Source organism: Streptomyces sp. RP5T (assembly GCF_003933965.1).
In the GTDB taxonomy this organism is placed as follows: Bacteria; Actinomycetota; Actinomycetes; order Streptomycetales; family Streptomycetaceae; genus Streptomyces.
Map to the genome: position 1 here is coordinate 1 of NZ_RSAJ01000194.1, position 14,388 is coordinate 14,388.

Genomic DNA, 14,388 nt, shown 5'->3' on the forward strand with positions numbered 1-14,388 from the left:
CCCCGACACCGACGGCGACCGCCCCCTCGGACCCGGAGCGGGCCGAGCAGGACATCCGGGAGGCGTGGACGGTCCTCTTCGACCCGAAGTCCTCGCTGGACCAGCGCAGTGACGCCGTCGAGGACGGCGACGAGAACGCCCTGATGATCGACAACCTCTTCCGCGACCCGAGCGGCAGCAAGTTGCGCGCCGAGGTGACCTCCGTGTCGTACACCTCGGACACGGTCGCCGAGGTGGCCTACGAGCTCACGCGCGAGGGCGGCCGGCTGGACACCGGCGGGCCGGGGGCGGCCGTACTCCAGGACGGGAGCTGGAAGGTCGCGCTGCGCACGGTCTGCGCGCTGACGCGGCACGCCGAGGACGCGCCCGAGGCACCGAGCTGCGCGCCGACCCCGTCCGGCCCTGCCTCCGGCTCCGCCGTCAGCCCTGACGGAACAGGTGGTTGAGCGCACGAGAAGGGGCCCGGACCGGCCGACTCCCGCGCGGCGTCGAGCAGATGGCGGTACGTGGCGCGGGCGGCGCGGCTGCCGACCGTGACCGGCCGGACGCCGGGTGCGCGCAGGTCGTCGCGGGAGAACGCGTCGGCGGCCCCGGGGACGAACGCGCAGTCGGCGCCCGCCGCCGGACAGGCGTCGGCCCGCCGTACTCGGGTCCTGAACGGACGGCGCTTCCGGGCCGTACCTCAATTGGACGGCGTCAGTGCACAGGCGTGCCACAGCCCCCTCTAGGATGAGCCCGATGATCAGTTCCGAGCAGCGCTCCGCGCGTCCGCCCCTGTGGCGGGCGCTGTTGCTGCTCGGGCTGCTCGTGGGCGTGCTGGGCATGCACGCCCTGGCTCCCGGTGGCGGCATGGGCGGGCACCGGGAAGGGGCCGCGCACATGGCGTCGGCCGCCTTCGTCGCCGACACGGTCTGCCACGACGACTGCGGCCCGGGACATCTGCACCACGCCGACGCGACCTGCGCGTCGGGGGCCGTGAGCGGCGGTCCGGCGCTGCCCGCGCTGGTGCCCGACCCGTCGGGCAACTGCCTCGGCACGCTCGACCTGCGCGCCCAGACCGCCGCGGCCCAGGAAGGCGCCCGCGCCCCGCCCTCCCTCGCGGAACTCCAGCTCCTGCGGATCTAGACACGGCGAGCTCCGCCACGTCCAGATCCCCTTTCACAGCACTGGAGTTCCAGCATGCGCACCACCCGTACCCTGATCCGCCGTGCCTGTCTCGCGGCGGTCGCCGTGAGCGCCGCCCTCACCCTCACGGCCTGCGGCGGCGACAGCGACGCCGCCGACTCCGCGGCCTCGAAGACCGAGGCGTCCGCGACAACGCCCGCGAAGTCCCCGGCGGACGTCCACAACGACCAGGACGTCTCCTTCGCCCAGGGCATGATCCCCCACCACCAGCAGGCCGTGGAGATGGCCGGCATGGTGGACGGCCGCGCCTCCTCGGCCGAGGTCAAGAACCTCGCCGCGCGGATCGAGAAGGCCCAGGGGCCGGAGATCGAGACCATGACCGGCTGGCTCAGGACCTGGGGCGCGCAGGTCCCCGAGACGATGCCCGGCATGGACCACTCGGCGCACTCCGGCATGGCCGGGATGATGGACGGCGCCGACATGGAGAAGCTGAGGAAGGCGTCCGGCAAGGACTTCGACTCCATGTTCCTGACCATGATGATCGAACATCACGAGGGTGCCGTCGAGATGGCCACCACCGAGAGGACCAAGGGTGAGTCCCCGGCCGCCACGGCCCTGGCCGGCGACATCGTCACCGCGCAGAACGCCGAGATCGCCGAGATGAAGAAGCTCCTCGGCGAGAACTGACCCGTCCGGTCAACGGGCGCGACCCTACGCGCCCGTTGACCGGACGGTGTCACGGGTCCTTCTCCGGGCACTAGGAGAAGGACCCTTCGGATCCGCGAGGAGCGACAGTGGCGACAGAGCGACTCCCCGATCACGAACAGCGCATTCTGGACGAGGTGGAACGCGCCCTGCGCCGCGACCGCCGTCTGGAACGCAGGTTGCGCACGGGACGGCTGCGCCGACGGCCGGACCTGTCCCGGGTGGCGCGCTACCGCCCGCACGTCATGACCTTGAGCCTGCTGCTCGCGACCTCGGCCATGCTTCTCGTCATGGGCATCGTCACCTCGCGGCCCGCGGTGATCTGGGGCTTCGCCGCCGTCTGGCCGCTGACCCTGTACGCGGTGTTCCGTCGCCTGTGCCGCTGGACGGAATCCTGAACCTCACGCCTCGCCGTTCTCGAAGGCCGAGGCGATGGGCCGCTCGTCGACCAGGACCCGCCCCTGCGGCGGCCCGGCGAGCAGCGCGCGCACGGCGGTCAGGACGTCAGGCGCCACATGACCGGCCCGGGCCGTCTCCTGCGGTCCGGTCCGCTCGTCCGGTACCAGGATGCCGTGGGCGCCCACCCGGGCCGCCGCCTCGGCGTCCGCGGCGGTGCCGACGACCGCGCACTCGGCGGGCCCGGTGCACACCCGGCCCGCCGCCCACAGGATCAGGCCCGGTTCGGGCGGACGGCAGCGGCAGCCGTCCTCGGGGCGGTGCGGACACACGCCCCGGATGTCGAAGGGGCCGAGCAGTTCGTCGACACGGCGGTTCACGGCCCGCACGCCGGCGTCGCCGAGTCCGCCGAGCCCGGCGCCCGGTCGCAGGGCGACGAAGCCGGTGCGGACACCGTGCAGACGCAGCATGCCGAGCGCCTCACGGGCACCGGGCGCCGCGCGCACCCGGTCGGGGTCGGTCGGGTTTCCGGCGAGGATGCTGTCCCGGTCGAACAGCACCGTACGCACGCGTGTCATACGGACACCTCCCGGCTCTCGCGTGCACTGCTTGCCCCTCACGGGTAACCGCGGCTGAGCCATGTATGTGAGACCCCTATGAAATCCCCGCTGAACAGGCGGGATTCCCTAAGATCAAACCGTGGTCACCTTCCTCCTCGAACGTACGGCCCCGCTCTCCCAGGACGAGGCGTGGCGCCGCCTCACGGAGTGGCCCCGCCACGGGGCGTCCGTCCCCCTGACGCGCGTCTCGGTCGTGCCGCCGGGGCCGACGGCCGAGGGCACGCTCGTCGTCGCCCGCTCCGGGGTGGGCCCGCTCGGCTTCGACGACCCCATGGAGGTCACGGTCTGGCGCCCGCCGGCGGAGGGCGTCTCCGGCCTGTGCCGGCTGGAGAAGCGCGGCCGGGTGGTGCGCGGCTGGGCCGAACTGGAGGTTCACCCGGGTCCGGGAGGCCGGGCCCGGGTGATCTGGCGCGAGGAACTGCGGGTCCCCCTGTTCCCCGGGCCCCTGCTGGGTGTGGCGGCCAGGTCGGTGTTCGGCCGGACGCTGAACCGTCTGCTGCGGGGGACCTGAGGGCCGTGCAACAGTAGGCCGCATGGCGGGAGTTGACGGTACGACGGTTCGGGTGGACGCGGTCGAGGAGCTCGCGGTGGACGGGCTGCGGTGGCTGGTGTCCACGGCGCGAGAGACACCGGAGGGCGGACTCGCCTGGCCGACCGATCCCGCGCAGGAGGAGACGGACCCGACCCTGTACAGCGGCACGGCCGGGATCGTGTCCGTGCTCCTGGAGGCGTGGCGGCACTTCGGCGACGACTCCTACGCCGACCTCGCACTCCGCGCGGGCCGCGGTGTGGCCGCGGCCGTCGACGGCCACGGGGACGACTCGCTGTACTTCGGCCGGTCCGGCATGGCCCTGGTCCTGCACACCCTGGGCGCCGAACTGGGCGACACCGCCTGCGGCGAGGCGGCCGACCACGCGATGGCCCTGGTGCGCGCCCACTTCGACGGGGAGCGCTGGGGCGAGCTGTTCGAGCTGATGGGCGGCAACGGCGGGATCGGCCTGGCCGCCCTCGCGGTCGGCGACCCCGGGTTCGCCGTCCTCGCGGTGGAGCCCTATCTGCGGACGGCGGAGCGCACCCCGTGGGGCGTCACCTGGCCGTTCCGCCCCGGCCCGGAGGCCCGCATGCACCACATGTCCCACGGCACGCTGGGCGTCGCCCACGCGCTGGCCCGGATCGGCCACGCGACCGGTCGCGCCGACCTGGTCGAGCTCGCGCTGGCCGGGGTCGCGGACGTCGTGGCCCGCGACGAGGGCGGCCCGGACGGCTTCCTGGTCCCGCACTCCACCCCGCAGTACCTCCCGGACCTGATCGAGCCGCTCAGCTACGGCTGGTGCCACGGCCCCACCGGTGACGCCCAGATGTTCCGGCTGCTGCGCGACACCCAGGGCGACCCGGCCTGGGCCGCGCTCGCCGACCGCTGCTGGCACACGGTCAGCCACTGCGGCCTCCCGCGGCGCCTGCGGCCCGGGTTCTGGGACAACAACGGCCGCTGCTGCGGCACGGCGGGCGTCCTCGCCCTGGCCTGCGACCGGACCGCCGAGAACGCCGGGGGGCGGGAGGCGTACGACTTCGCGCGGACCGTCGTCGCCGACCTGGCCGCCCGCGCGGTGCGGGACGCGAGCGGTGCGCGCTGGTTCAACGTCGAGCACCGGGTCACCCCGAGCGAGCTGGCGCCCCGCACCGACTGGGCGCAGGGCTGTGCGGGCATCGTGCGCGAGCTGCTGCGGTTCGTCCGTCTAGGCCGGGGCGGCGACCCGCGGTACGCCTTCACCTGGCCGGACCAGCCCCAGGTGTCCGCTCAGGCCACCGAACCGATCCGCCGGGCCGGTTCCGACGTCGCGTCGTGATGGATCGGCGTGTGCGCACCGGTGAGGGAGACACCGCTGCCGCCCCGCCGCGCCGCGACGATCTCGGCGGCGATCGACAGGGCCGTCTCCTCGGGCGTACGGGCGCCGAGGTCCAGGCCGATGGGTGAGCGCAGCCGCGCCAACTCCAGCTCGGTCACGCCGACTTCGCGGAGGCGTTCGTTGCGGTCGAGGTGGGTGCGGCGGGAGCCCATGGCGCCCACGTAGGCGACCGGGAGCCGGAGGGCCAGTCGCAGCAGGGGGACGTCGAACTTGGCGTCGTGGGTGAGGACGCACAGGACCGTGCGGGCGTCGACCTCCGTGCGCTCCAGATATTTGTGCGGCCACTCGACGACTATCTCGTCGGCCTCCGGGAAGCGTGCCTCGGTCGCGAAGACGGGGCGGGCGTCGCACACGGTGACCCGGTGGCCGAGGAACTTGCCGATCCGCACCAGCGCCGACGCGAAGTCGATCGCGCCGAAGACGATCATGCGGGGCGGTGGCACCGAGGACTCCACGAGCACGGTGAGCGGGGCGCCGCAGCGGGAGCCCTGTGCGCCGATCTCCAGCGTTCCGGTGCGGCCCGCGTCCAGGAGGGCGGCGGCCTCGGCGGCGACCGTGCGGTCCAGCTCGGGATGGGCGCCGAAGCCGCCGTGGGAGCCGTCCGGCCGGACGACGAGGGCGCGGCCGACGAGTTCCGCAGGGCCGGAGACGATGCGCGCCAGCGCCGCCGCCCGGCCCTGCGCCGCGGTGTCGAGGGCGGCCGCGACCGCGGGGCGGTCGCGGTCGCCGGCGCGGACCGGGGTGACGAGGATGTCGATGACTCCGCCGCAGGTCAGACCGACGGCGAAGGCGTCCTCGTCGCTGTAGCCGAACCGTTCGAGGACCGACTCCCCGTCCTTGAGCGCCTGTTGGCACAGCTCGTACACCGCGCCCTCCACGCAGCCGCCGGAGACCGAGCCGATCGCCGTGCCGTCGGCGTCCACCGCGAGGGCGGCGCCGGGCCGGCGGGGCGCGCTGCCGCCGACGGCCACCACGGTGGCCACGGCGAAGTCGCGTCCCTGCTCGACCCACCGGTGCAGCTCGTCGGCGATGTCCAGCATGTCTCGGTCTCCTTCACAGCGGTTGCGTACAGGGGAGTTGAAGGGCGCTAATGCACGCCCATCCAGCTCTCGATGGGGTTGAGGGCGTAGTACACCAGGAAGATCACCGTCAGTCCCCACATGAAGGCACCGATCTCGCGCGCCCTGCCCTGCGCGGTCCTGATCGCGACGTAGGAGATGACGCCCGCGGCGACACCCGCGGTGATCGAGTAGGTGAACGGCATGATGACGACGGTCAGGAAGACCGGGATCGCGGTGGCGCGGTCGGCCCAGTCGACATGGCGGGCGTTCATCATCATCATGGCGCCGATCACCACGAGGGCGGCGGCCGCGACCTCGCCGGGCACGATCGCCGTGAGCGGGGTGAAGAACAGACAGGCCGCGAAGAACAGGCCGGTGACGACGGAGGACAGGCCGGTACGGGCGCCCTCGCCGACTCCGGTCGCCGACTCGACGAACACGGTCTGGCCGGAAGCGCCGGCCACCCCGCCGATCGCGCCGCCCGCGCCGTCGATGAACAGCGCCTTGGACAGGCCCGGCATCCGGCCCTGCTCGTCGGCGAGCTTCGCCTCGGTGCCGACGCCGATGATGGTGGCCATCGCGTCGAAGAACCCGGCGAGCACCAGCGTGAAGACGATCATGCCGACCGTCATCGCGCCGACCTCGCCCCAGCCGCCGAACTCGACCTTGCCGAAGATCGAGAAGTCGGGCATGGAGACCGCGCTGCCGTGCAGTTCGGGGGCGCCGCTCGCCCACTGCCTGGGGTCCACCGCCCCGGCCGCGTTGAGGACCACGGCGAGTACGGTCCCGCCGAGGATGCCGATCAGGATCGCGCCGGGCACTCCCCTTGCCTGGAGCATGAAGATGGCGAGGAGGGTGACGGCGAACAACAGGACCGGCCAGCCCGCGAGTTCGCCCGTGGGACCGAGGGTCACCGGGGTCGCCTTGCCCTGGTGGACGAAGCCGGCCTTGTAGAAGCCGATCAGGGCGACGAACAGTCCGATGCCCATGGTGATCGCGTGCTTGAGGGCCAGCGGGATCGCGTTCATGATCATCTCGCGCAGGCCGGTGACGACCAGCAGCATGATGACCACGCCGTACATCACGCACATGCCCATGGCCTGCGGCCAGGTCATCGCGGGCGCGACCTGCGAGGACAGCACGCCGGAGACGGAGAGTCCGGCGGCGAGGGCCAGCGGCACCTTGCCGAGGAAGCCCATGAGCAGCGTGGTGAGGGCGGCCGCGAACGCGGTCGCGGTGATGAGCGCCTTCTGGCCGAGCGTGTCCCCCGCCGCGTCCTTGCCGGACAGGATCAGGGGGTTGAGCAGGAGGATGTACGCCATCGCCATGAAGGTGGTGACGCCGCCGCGCAGTTCACGCGCGACCGTGGATCCCCGCCGGGATATGTGGAAGTACCGGTCGAGCCAGGACCTGCCGGCCGGGACGCGGGTGCCTTCTCCCGCGTCGTCGGCGGTGGTCCTGGGTGGAAGGGACTGCTGGGTCATGGTGCCGTCTCCCAAGGTTCACAGGGACACCCGCGCAACCGCCTTTTCGGGCACGGGATTTGGGATGTGCACGACCCGGGGGACGGCCCAGGGCGGACATTGGGGGACCGGGGGACGGAGTCCCCCGGGAAACAGACCGGTTCACCCCCGGAGGGGTTACGTGCCCGTGAGGTGTTCGGGCCTGACCGGCGTCCTGTTCAGCTCCAGCCCCGTCGCGTCGCGGATCGCCGCGAGGACGGCCGGGGTCGAGGACAGGGTGGGGGCCTCGCCGATGCCGCGCAGCCCGTACGGCGCGTGGTCGTCGGCGAGTTCGAGCACGTCGACGGGGATGGTCGGCGTGTCGAGGATCGTGGGGATCAGGTAGTCCGTGAAGGACGGGTTCCTGACCTTCGCCGTCTTCGGGTCGACGATGATCTCCTCCATGACCGCGACGCCCAGGCCCTGGGTCGTGCCGCCCTGGATCTGGCCGATGACGGACAGGGGGTTCAGCGCCTTGCCGACGTCCTGCGCGCAGGCCAGCTCGATCACCTTGACCAGGCCGAGCTCGGTGTCGACCTCGACGACCGCGCGGTGGGCGGCGAAGGAGTACTGGACGTGTCCGAAGCCCTGTCCGGTGCGCAGGTCGAAGGCCTCGGTCGGCCGGTGCCGCCACTCCGCCTCGACCTCGACGCTCTCGCCCTCCAGCACGTCGGCCAGGTCCGCGAGGACCTCGCCGCCGTCGGTGACGACCTTGCCGCCCTCCAGGAGGAGTTCGGCGGTGGCCCAAGCCGGGTGGTACGAGCCGAACTTGCGGCGACCGAGCTCCAGGACCTTCTCCCGGACCAGCTCGCAGGAGTTCTTGACGGCGCCGCCGGTGACGTACGTCTGCCGGGAGGCCGAGGTCGAACCCGCCGAGCCCACCTGGGTGTCCGCGGGGTGGATGGTGACCTGGGTGACGCCGAGCTCGGTGCGGGCGATCTGCGCGTGGACGGTGACCCCGCCCTGGCCGACCTCCGCCATCGCGGTGTGCACGGTCGCGACGGGCTCGCCGCCGACGACCTCCATGCGCACCTTCGCCGTCGAGTAGTCGTCGAAGCCCTCGGAGAAGCCGACGTTCTTGATGCCGACCGCGTAACCGATGCCGCGCACGACGCCTTCGCCGTGGGTGGTGTTGGACAGACCGCCCGGCAGCTGCCGTACGTCGGCCTCCTCGCCGGCCGACAGCCACTGCTGCTCCGGGGGCAGGGGCATCGCCTTGACGCGGCGCAGGAGTTCGGCGACGGGGGCGGGCGAGTCGACGGGCTGGCCGGTCGGCATGATCGTGCCCTGCTCCATGGCGTTCAGCTGCCGGAACTCCACCCGGTCCATGCCCACCGCGTCGGCCAGTTTGTCCATCTGGGCCTCGTAGGCGAAGCACGCCTGGACCGCGCCGAAGCCGCGCATCGCGCCGCAGGGCGGGTTGTTGGTGTAGAGCGCGATGGCCTCGATGTCCACGTCGTCGACGACGTAGGGGCCGATCGACAGCGAGGACGCGTTGCCGACCACGGCCGGGGAGGCGGAGGCGTACGCGCCGCCGTCCAGGACGATCCGGCACTTGACGTGGGTCAACTTGCCGTCGCGGGTGGCCCCGTGCTCGTAGTACAGCTTGGCCGGGTGCCGGTGGACGTGTCCGAAGAAGGACTCGAACCGGTTGTAGACGATCTTGACGGGCTTGCCGGTGCGCAGGGCCAGCAGACAGGCGTGGATCTGCATCGACAGGTCCTCGCGGCCGCCGAAGGCCCCGCCGACGCCGGAGAGCGTCATGCGCACCTTGCGCTCGGGCAGGCCGAGGACGGGGGCGATCTGCCGCAGGTCGGAGTGCAGCCACTGGGTGGCGATGTAGAGGTGGACGCCGCCGTCCTCGTCCGGCACCGCGAGCCCCGACTCGGGGCCGAGGAAGGCCTGGTCCTGCATGCCGAAGGTGTACTCGCCCTTGACGACGAAGTCGGCCCGTTCGGCGGCCTGTTGCGCGTCCCCGCGGACGATCGGCTGGCGGTGCACGATGTTGGGGTGCGGGACGTGCCCGATGTGGTGGTCGTCGCGGTTCTCGTGGACGAGGATCGCGTCGGGGGCGGTCGCGGAGGCCTCGTCGGTGATGACGGGCAGTTCGCGGTACTCGACCTTGATCTTGGCGGCGGCGCGGCGGGCGGTCTCCGGGTGGTCGGCGGCGACGATCGCGACCGGCTCGCCGTGGTGCCGGACCTTGCCGTGCGCGAGGACCGGGGTGTCCTGGATCTCCAGGCCGTAGTTCTTCACCTCGGTCGGCAGGTCGTCGTACGTCATGACGGCGTACACACCGGGCAGGGCCAGGGCCTCGCTGGTGTCGATGGACACGATCTCGGCGTGCGCGACGGTCGAGCGCAGGATCTGTCCCCAGAGCATGTCCTCGTGCCACATGTCGGAGGAGTACGCGAACTCGCCAGTGACCTTGAGGGTGCCGTCCGGGCGGAGCGTGGACTCGCCGATGCCGCCCTTGGTCTTCGACCCCTGGGTGATCTTGGTGGGGGTGCCGTTGGGAGTGGACATCTCAGACCGCCTCTCCCTGTCGGGCGGCCGCGAGGCGGACCGCGTCCATGATCTTCTCGTAGCCGGTGCAGCGGCACAGGTTGCCCGAGAGCGCCTCGCGGATGTCCGCGTCGCTCGGGTTGGGGTTGCGCTCCAGCATCTCGTCGGCGGCGACCAGCAGCCCCGGGGTGCAGAAGCCGCACTGGACGGCGCCGGCGTCGATGAACGCCTGCTGGATCGGCGCGAGTTCGGTGCCCTCGCCGGTCTGCGAGTCCTGGCCCTTGGCGGCCCAGTCCTGGGCCTCCTGGAGCGAGGTGCCGCAGGAGGAACCGCAGGACCGCTGCTTCGCGTAGTCCGCGAGCCCTTCGACGGTGACGACCTCGCGGCCCTCGACCTGCCCGGCGGCGACCAGGCACGAGCACACCGGGACCCCGTCGAGGCGGACCGTGCAGGACCCGCACTCGCCCTGCTCGCAGGCGTTCTTCGAACCGGGCAGCCCGAGCCGCTCGCGCAGCACGTACAGCAGGGACTCGCCCTCCCACACGTCGTCGGCTTCCTGCGGACGTCCGTTGACAGTGAAGTTGACGCGCATTACGCAGCTCCCTCCGTGGTGGCGGCGGTGCCGCGGTACGACTCCCAGGCCCAGGTCAGCGTGCGGCGGGCCATGATGCCGACCGCGTGGCGGCGGTAGCTCGCCGTGCCCCGGACGTCGTCGATCGGGTTGCAGGAGGCGGCGCTCAGGTCCGCGAACTGCTTGGCGACCGAGGGGGTGATGATCCTGCCGTTGTCCCAGAACCCGCCCTCGTCGAGAGCGGCGTTCAGGAACTCCTCGGCTGCCTTGGCCCGCACGGGCGTGGGAGCGGCCGAGCCGATGCCCGTCCGCACGGTCCGCGTCGCCGGGTGCAGCGCGAGCCCGAAGGCGCACACGGCGATGACCATGGCGTTGCGCGTGCCGACCTTGGAGTACTGCTGGGGCCCGTCCGCCTTCTTGATGTGCACGGCCCGGATGAGCTCGTCGGCGGCCAGCGCGTTGCGCTTCACGCCGGTGTAGAACGCGTCGATCGGGATGAGCCGCGATCCGCGCACCGACTCGACCTCGACCTCGGCGCCGGCCGCGAGGAGCGCGGGGTGGGCGTCACCGGCCGGGGAGGCGGTGCCGAGGTTGCCGCCGACGCCGCCGCGGTTGCGGATCTGCGGGGAGGCGACGGTGTGCGAGGCGAGGGCCAGGCCCGGGAGCTCGCCGCGCAGGCTCTCCATGATGCGGGTGTACGGCACGGAGGCGCCGAGCCGCACGGTGTCCTCGCCGACCTCCCACTCGGTGAGGTCTCCGATGCGGTTCAGGTCGAGCAGGTACTCGGGCCGCCGATGGTCGAAGTTGATCTCGACCATCACGTCGGTGCCGCCCGCGATGGGCACAGCGGTGGGGTGCTCAGCCTTGGCGGCGAGCGCCTCCTCCCAGCTGGCGGGGCGAAGGAAGTCCATGACCGGCTCTCTTCTTCGTCTCGTGATCGTACGGATCGAGCCAGATCGTGTGCGGCGGGCCCGGCTCGTTCATGTGCTGTTTACGCAGAGTGGAGTCAGTACACAGCGGCGTACTCCGACGGGGTCAGTCACGGAAACCATGAAGGAGTTGGCTGGTCGCGGCCGTCATCTTGTAGATTCGTATGAACGGAGGGCCTCAGTAACCTCCATGTCTTCCTGCGGAAACGTGCGACACAGCCCACGTGACCTGGGACACAGCCCCGGAGGCGGCAGCGGCCGTTCCTCACCCCACCGGACCCCTTCTCCATCGTAGATTTCGAGACAAAGAACGGCGGCGACGAGAATGCGGCTGCGCGCTCTGCTGGACACCGACGCGCTGGGCCTGCGGCTGCTCGGCGGCGAGGACGAACTGGACCGCACCGTGCGCGGTGTGATGACCACGGACCTGCGCGACCCCAGCCGCTACCTCTCGGGCGGGGAACTGGTCCTGACCGGCCTCGCCTGGCGCCGGGACGCGGCCGACTCGGAGCCGTTCGTACGGCTGCTCGTGCAGGCCGGAGTGGTGGCGCTGGCGGCCGGCGAGGCGGAGCTGGGCGATGTCCCGGAGGACCTGGTCGTCGCCTGCGCCCGGCACCGCCTCCCGCTGTTCGCGGTGCACGAGTCGGTGGCCTTCGCGACGATCACCGAGCATGTCGTGCGGCAGGTCTCCGGCGAGCGCGCGGGCGATCTGGCGGCCGTGGTGGACCGCCACCGCCGCATGATGACCTCGGGCCCGGCGGGCGGCGGCCCGGACGTGGTCCTCGACCTGCTGGGCTCCGACCTGGACCTGCGCGCCTGGGTCCTGTCCCCGGCCGGCCGCCTGATCGCGGGCCCGAAGGTGGCGGGCCCCGGCCTGCCCGCGGACACCTGCGCGAAGCTCGCGGCGGAGCACCTGGCCGCGGTCCGCTCCGGGCGCCGGGGCCCCCACAGAGTCACGCTCGGTTCCTCGGCGTACTCCCTCTTCCCGGTCCGCAGCTCGGGCCGCTCCCCGCAGGCGTCGAGGGACGTGCGCGAGACGGTCCTGTCCGACTGGCTGCTGGCGGTGGAGGCGGACGCCGGGGACTGGCCCGCGGAGCGCCTGGACCTCCTCCAGGGCGTCACCCAGCTGATCGCGGTCGAGCGGGACCGCAGGGACGCGGCCCGTACCGTACGCCGCCGCCTGGCCCAGGAGGTCCTGGAGCTGGTCCAGACGGGAGCGGCACCGGCGGAGATCGCGGCCCGGCTGCGGGTCGCCGCGCCGGTCCTGCTCCCCGGTCTGGGCGCGGCCCCCCACTGGCAGGTCGTGGTGGCGAGGGTCGAGTGGCGGGACGGCGATCTGGAGGGCGGCCCGATGGCGCAGTCCCTCCTGGAGGAGATCCTGGTGGACCCCCACGCGACCGGCCCCGAGCCCTCCGACCGGATCGCGGTGGCCCACACCGGCGACGAGGCGATCGCACTGGTCCCCCTCCCCGCGGTCTCGACCGAGCACGACGGCTCGGAGACCGGCATCCTGGCCGACACACTGCTCGAAACGGTCCGGGACCCCCTGTCGGCCGGCCTCGACGACGACGGCCGGGTCACGCTGGGCGTCAGCGCCTCGGTGCACTCGGCGGAGGGGCTGCGCGGCGCGCTGGAGGAGGCCCGCCACGCCCGCCGGGTGGCGGCGGCCCGGGCGGGCCGGGTCTGCGCGGCGGGCCACCAGGAGCTGGCCTCGCACGTCCTGCTGCTGCCCTTCGTGCCGGACGACGTGCGCCGCGCCTTCACCGCCCGGCTCCTCGACCCGCTGCGGGACTACGACCGCCGCCACCGGGCCGAGCTGATCCCCACCCTGGAGGCCTTCCTGGACTGCGACGGCTCCTGGACCCGCTGCGCGACCCGTCTCCACCTGCACGTCAACACGCTGCGCTACCGCGTCGGCCGGATCGAGCAGTTGACGAGCCGGGACCTCTCGCGCCTCGAGGACAAGCTGGATTTCTTCCTGGCACTGCGGATGAGCTGAAACCCGTGGGTGCCCGGACTCCCACGACTTTGTGAATTCTTTCACCCATCCCCTTGGCCCGGCACGCCAATCCGTGCTGAGATGCCGCCACCACTCAAAGCTCGACGGCGCGCTCGGGGAGGGCAATGTGGCGGATACCGCCATGTCTGGTAACGGAACGACCGCCGGTGACGATCCACTCCAGACCGCGGTATGGCGGCTGCGCTCCAGAGCCTGCTGGGCCGACGCGGCCGCCCTGCTCCAACCGGTCACCGCGCAGGCGGCCCTCCAGAGAGCGGCTCTGCTGGTGGAACGCTGCCTGTACACCGAGCAGGGCTGGGCGGAGGCGGAGGACGCGCTGCGCACCGCCGAGGCGCTGGCCCACGGCGACGACGAACGGGGAGCGGCCGCTTGTGAACGAGGGCAACTTGCGTACGCCTCGACGCTCCACGGGGTCCGGGACCGCGCGGACGAGGCGAGGGCGGCGCTGGGCCGCGCCGCGGCGCTGATCCCTCCGGGGGCGGAGGGCAGGGCCCTGCTGGACTTCCGCCGGGGCCTGCTGGCGGAGAACCTGACCCACTCCCCCCAGGCGGCGCGAGCCGCCTACCGCCGCGCCCACGCGGGTGCGACGGCCCAATCCGACCCTCTGCTGCTGTCCTTCACCTGGCGCCACCTCGCGGGACTCGCCCTGCGGGAGGGGGAGTTGGCCGAGGCGCGGCACGGGTTCGCCGAATCCCTGCGGATCCGCGAGGAGTTGGGCTACCTGGTGGGCACGGCCCCGGCGCTCGCCTCGCTGGCGGACGCGGAGGTGGAACCCGAGGCGTCCCGACTGCGCGAGGAGGCACGCCGGTTGTACCGGCTGCTGGGGGGCGTACCCACGTGGCTGGCCCGGCAGTTGACACCACCGGCGGCGACGGCGTGAGGTGACGGCGGCTGCGGCAGGCTTGGGCCGGGTGCCTACGGGGTGCCAGGTCGGGTAGTCGGGTGGGTGCGAGGGCGTCCGTGGCTGGTCGCGCAGTTTCCCCGTGCCCCTGGGGGGTGCAGTCAGCCCCGCCCCCCGGGCCGCGGCTGCGCCGCAGGCCTCAGGGG

General features: G+C 72.6%; 14 protein-coding genes. 8 read left to right on the forward strand and 6 right to left on the reverse strand.

The window, feature by feature from the left end; genetic code table 11:
* From EHS43_RS20930 to EHS43_RS20950, 4 genes are all read left to right on the forward strand, one after another.
* The coding region (locus EHS43_RS20930; protein ID WP_125192299.1) for a hypothetical protein at positions 1–446 on the forward strand (446 nt) is incomplete at its 5' end.
* Between the two features lie 292 nt (positions 447–738).
* On the forward strand, positions 739–1,125 hold the full coding sequence (locus EHS43_RS20940; RefSeq protein ID WP_125192300.1) for a DUF6153 family protein: 387 nt from the start codon (positions 739–741) through the stop codon (positions 1,123–1,125).
* Between the two features lie 54 nt (positions 1,126–1,179).
* The gene (locus tag EHS43_RS20945) at positions 1,180–1,812 is read left to right on the forward strand and encodes a DUF305 domain-containing protein (RefSeq protein ID WP_125192301.1); all 633 of its coding nucleotides are present in this window, start codon (positions 1,180–1,182) and stop codon (positions 1,810–1,812) included.
* 107 nt (positions 1,813–1,919) lie between these two features.
* Positions 1,920–2,228, forward strand: coding sequence for a DUF3040 domain-containing protein (locus EHS43_RS20950; RefSeq protein WP_125192302.1), 309 nt, complete (start codon positions 1,920–1,922; stop codon positions 2,226–2,228).
* 3 nt (positions 2,229–2,231) lie between these two features.
* Here the strand turns inward: EHS43_RS20950 and EHS43_RS20955 are convergent, their stop codons facing one another.
* A complete protein-coding gene (locus EHS43_RS20955) occupies positions 2,232–2,804 on the reverse strand; it encodes an HAD-IIIA family hydrolase (RefSeq protein WP_125192303.1) in 573 nt (190 codons plus the stop codon).
* Between the two features lie 121 nt (positions 2,805–2,925).
* Here EHS43_RS20955 and EHS43_RS20960 point away from each other — a divergent pair, with 121 nt between their 5' ends.
* Positions 2,926–3,357, forward strand: coding sequence for an SRPBCC family protein (locus tag EHS43_RS20960; protein ID WP_125192304.1), 432 nt, complete (start codon positions 2,926–2,928; stop codon positions 3,355–3,357).
* Positions 3,358–3,379: 22 nt separating this feature from the next.
* Positions 3,380–4,693, forward strand: a complete 1,314-nt coding sequence (locus tag EHS43_RS20965; protein WP_125192305.1) for a lanthionine synthetase LanC family protein — start codon at positions 3,380–3,382, stop codon at positions 4,691–4,693.
* Here EHS43_RS20965 and EHS43_RS20970 read toward each other — a convergent pair.
* The 5 genes from EHS43_RS20970 to EHS43_RS20990 all read right to left on the reverse strand — a co-directional run bounded on the left by EHS43_RS20970 (position 4,645) and on the right by EHS43_RS20990 (position 11,303).
* Entirely contained in the window at positions 4,645–5,793 is a 1,149-nt protein-coding gene (locus EHS43_RS20970; protein ID WP_125192306.1) for an XdhC family protein, read from the reverse strand. The two genes, EHS43_RS20965 and EHS43_RS20970, sit on opposite strands and share 49 nt — an antisense overlap.
* Before the next feature lie 47 nt (positions 5,794–5,840).
* Positions 5,841–7,298, reverse strand: coding sequence for an NCS2 family permease (locus EHS43_RS20975; protein WP_125192307.1), 1,458 nt, complete (start codon positions 7,296–7,298; stop codon positions 5,841–5,843).
* Positions 7,299–7,454: 156 nt separating this feature from the next.
* The gene (locus tag EHS43_RS20980) at positions 7,455–9,842 is read right to left on the reverse strand and encodes a xanthine dehydrogenase family protein molybdopterin-binding subunit (RefSeq protein ID WP_125192308.1); all 2,388 of its coding nucleotides are present in this window, start codon (positions 9,840–9,842) and stop codon (positions 7,455–7,457) included.
* A 1-nt stretch (position 9,843) separates the two neighbouring features.
* On the reverse strand, positions 9,844–10,413 hold the full coding sequence (locus EHS43_RS20985; RefSeq protein WP_125192309.1) for a (2Fe-2S)-binding protein: 570 nt from the start codon (positions 10,411–10,413) through the stop codon (positions 9,844–9,846).
* Positions 10,413–11,303 carry a xanthine dehydrogenase family protein subunit M gene (locus EHS43_RS20990; RefSeq protein WP_125192310.1) on the reverse strand — a complete coding sequence of 297 codons (891 nt, stop codon included), beginning with the start codon at positions 11,301–11,303 and terminating at the stop codon, positions 10,413–10,415. The genes EHS43_RS20985 and EHS43_RS20990 overlap by 1 nt, the downstream gene beginning before the upstream one ends.
* A gap of 343 nt (positions 11,304–11,646) precedes the next feature.
* On the opposite strand from EHS43_RS20990, the gene EHS43_RS20995 reads away from it, so the two are divergent.
* Both EHS43_RS20995 and EHS43_RS21000 read left to right on the forward strand, forming a co-directional pair.
* Positions 11,647–13,320 carry a PucR family transcriptional regulator ligand-binding domain-containing protein gene (locus EHS43_RS20995; RefSeq protein ID WP_125192311.1) on the forward strand — a complete coding sequence of 558 codons (1,674 nt, stop codon included), beginning with the start codon at positions 11,647–11,649 and terminating at the stop codon, positions 13,318–13,320.
* 127 nt (positions 13,321–13,447) lie between these two features.
* Positions 13,448–14,221, forward strand: coding sequence for a hypothetical protein (locus EHS43_RS21000; RefSeq protein WP_125192312.1), 774 nt, complete (start codon positions 13,448–13,450; stop codon positions 14,219–14,221).
* The last annotated feature ends 167 nt before the right edge of the window (positions 14,222–14,388 follow it).

Bases quoted from the DNA above. Each gene is read 5' to 3' on its own strand.
- EHS43_RS20965 (WP_125192305.1), top strand. From the start codon at position 3,380: ATGGCGGGAGTTGACGGTACGACGGTTCGGGTGGACGCGGTCGAGGAG.
- EHS43_RS20995 (WP_125192311.1), top strand. From the start codon at position 11,647: ATGCGGCTGCGCGCTCTGCTGGACACCGACGCGCTGGGCCTGCGGCTG.
- EHS43_RS20955 (WP_125192303.1), bottom strand. From the start codon at position 2,804: ATGACACGCGTGCGTACGGTGCTGTTCGACCGGGACAGCATCCTCGCC.
- EHS43_RS20940 (WP_125192300.1), top strand. From the start codon at position 739: ATGATCAGTTCCGAGCAGCGCTCCGCGCGTCCGCCCCTGTGGCGGGCG.
- EHS43_RS20945 (WP_125192301.1), top strand. From the start codon at position 1,180: ATGCGCACCACCCGTACCCTGATCCGCCGTGCCTGTCTCGCGGCGGTC.
- EHS43_RS20975 (WP_125192307.1), bottom strand. From the start codon at position 7,298: ATGACCCAGCAGTCCCTTCCACCCAGGACCACCGCCGACGACGCGGGA.
- EHS43_RS20985 (WP_125192309.1), bottom strand. From the start codon at position 10,413: ATGCGCGTCAACTTCACTGTCAACGGACGTCCGCAGGAAGCCGACGAC.
- EHS43_RS20990 (WP_125192310.1), bottom strand. From the start codon at position 11,303: ATGGACTTCCTTCGCCCCGCCAGCTGGGAGGAGGCGCTCGCCGCCAAG.
- EHS43_RS20980 (WP_125192308.1), bottom strand. From the start codon at position 9,842: ATGTCCACTCCCAACGGCACCCCCACCAAGATCACCCAGGGGTCGAAG.
- EHS43_RS20970 (WP_125192306.1), bottom strand. From the start codon at position 5,793: ATGCTGGACATCGCCGACGAGCTGCACCGGTGGGTCGAGCAGGGACGC.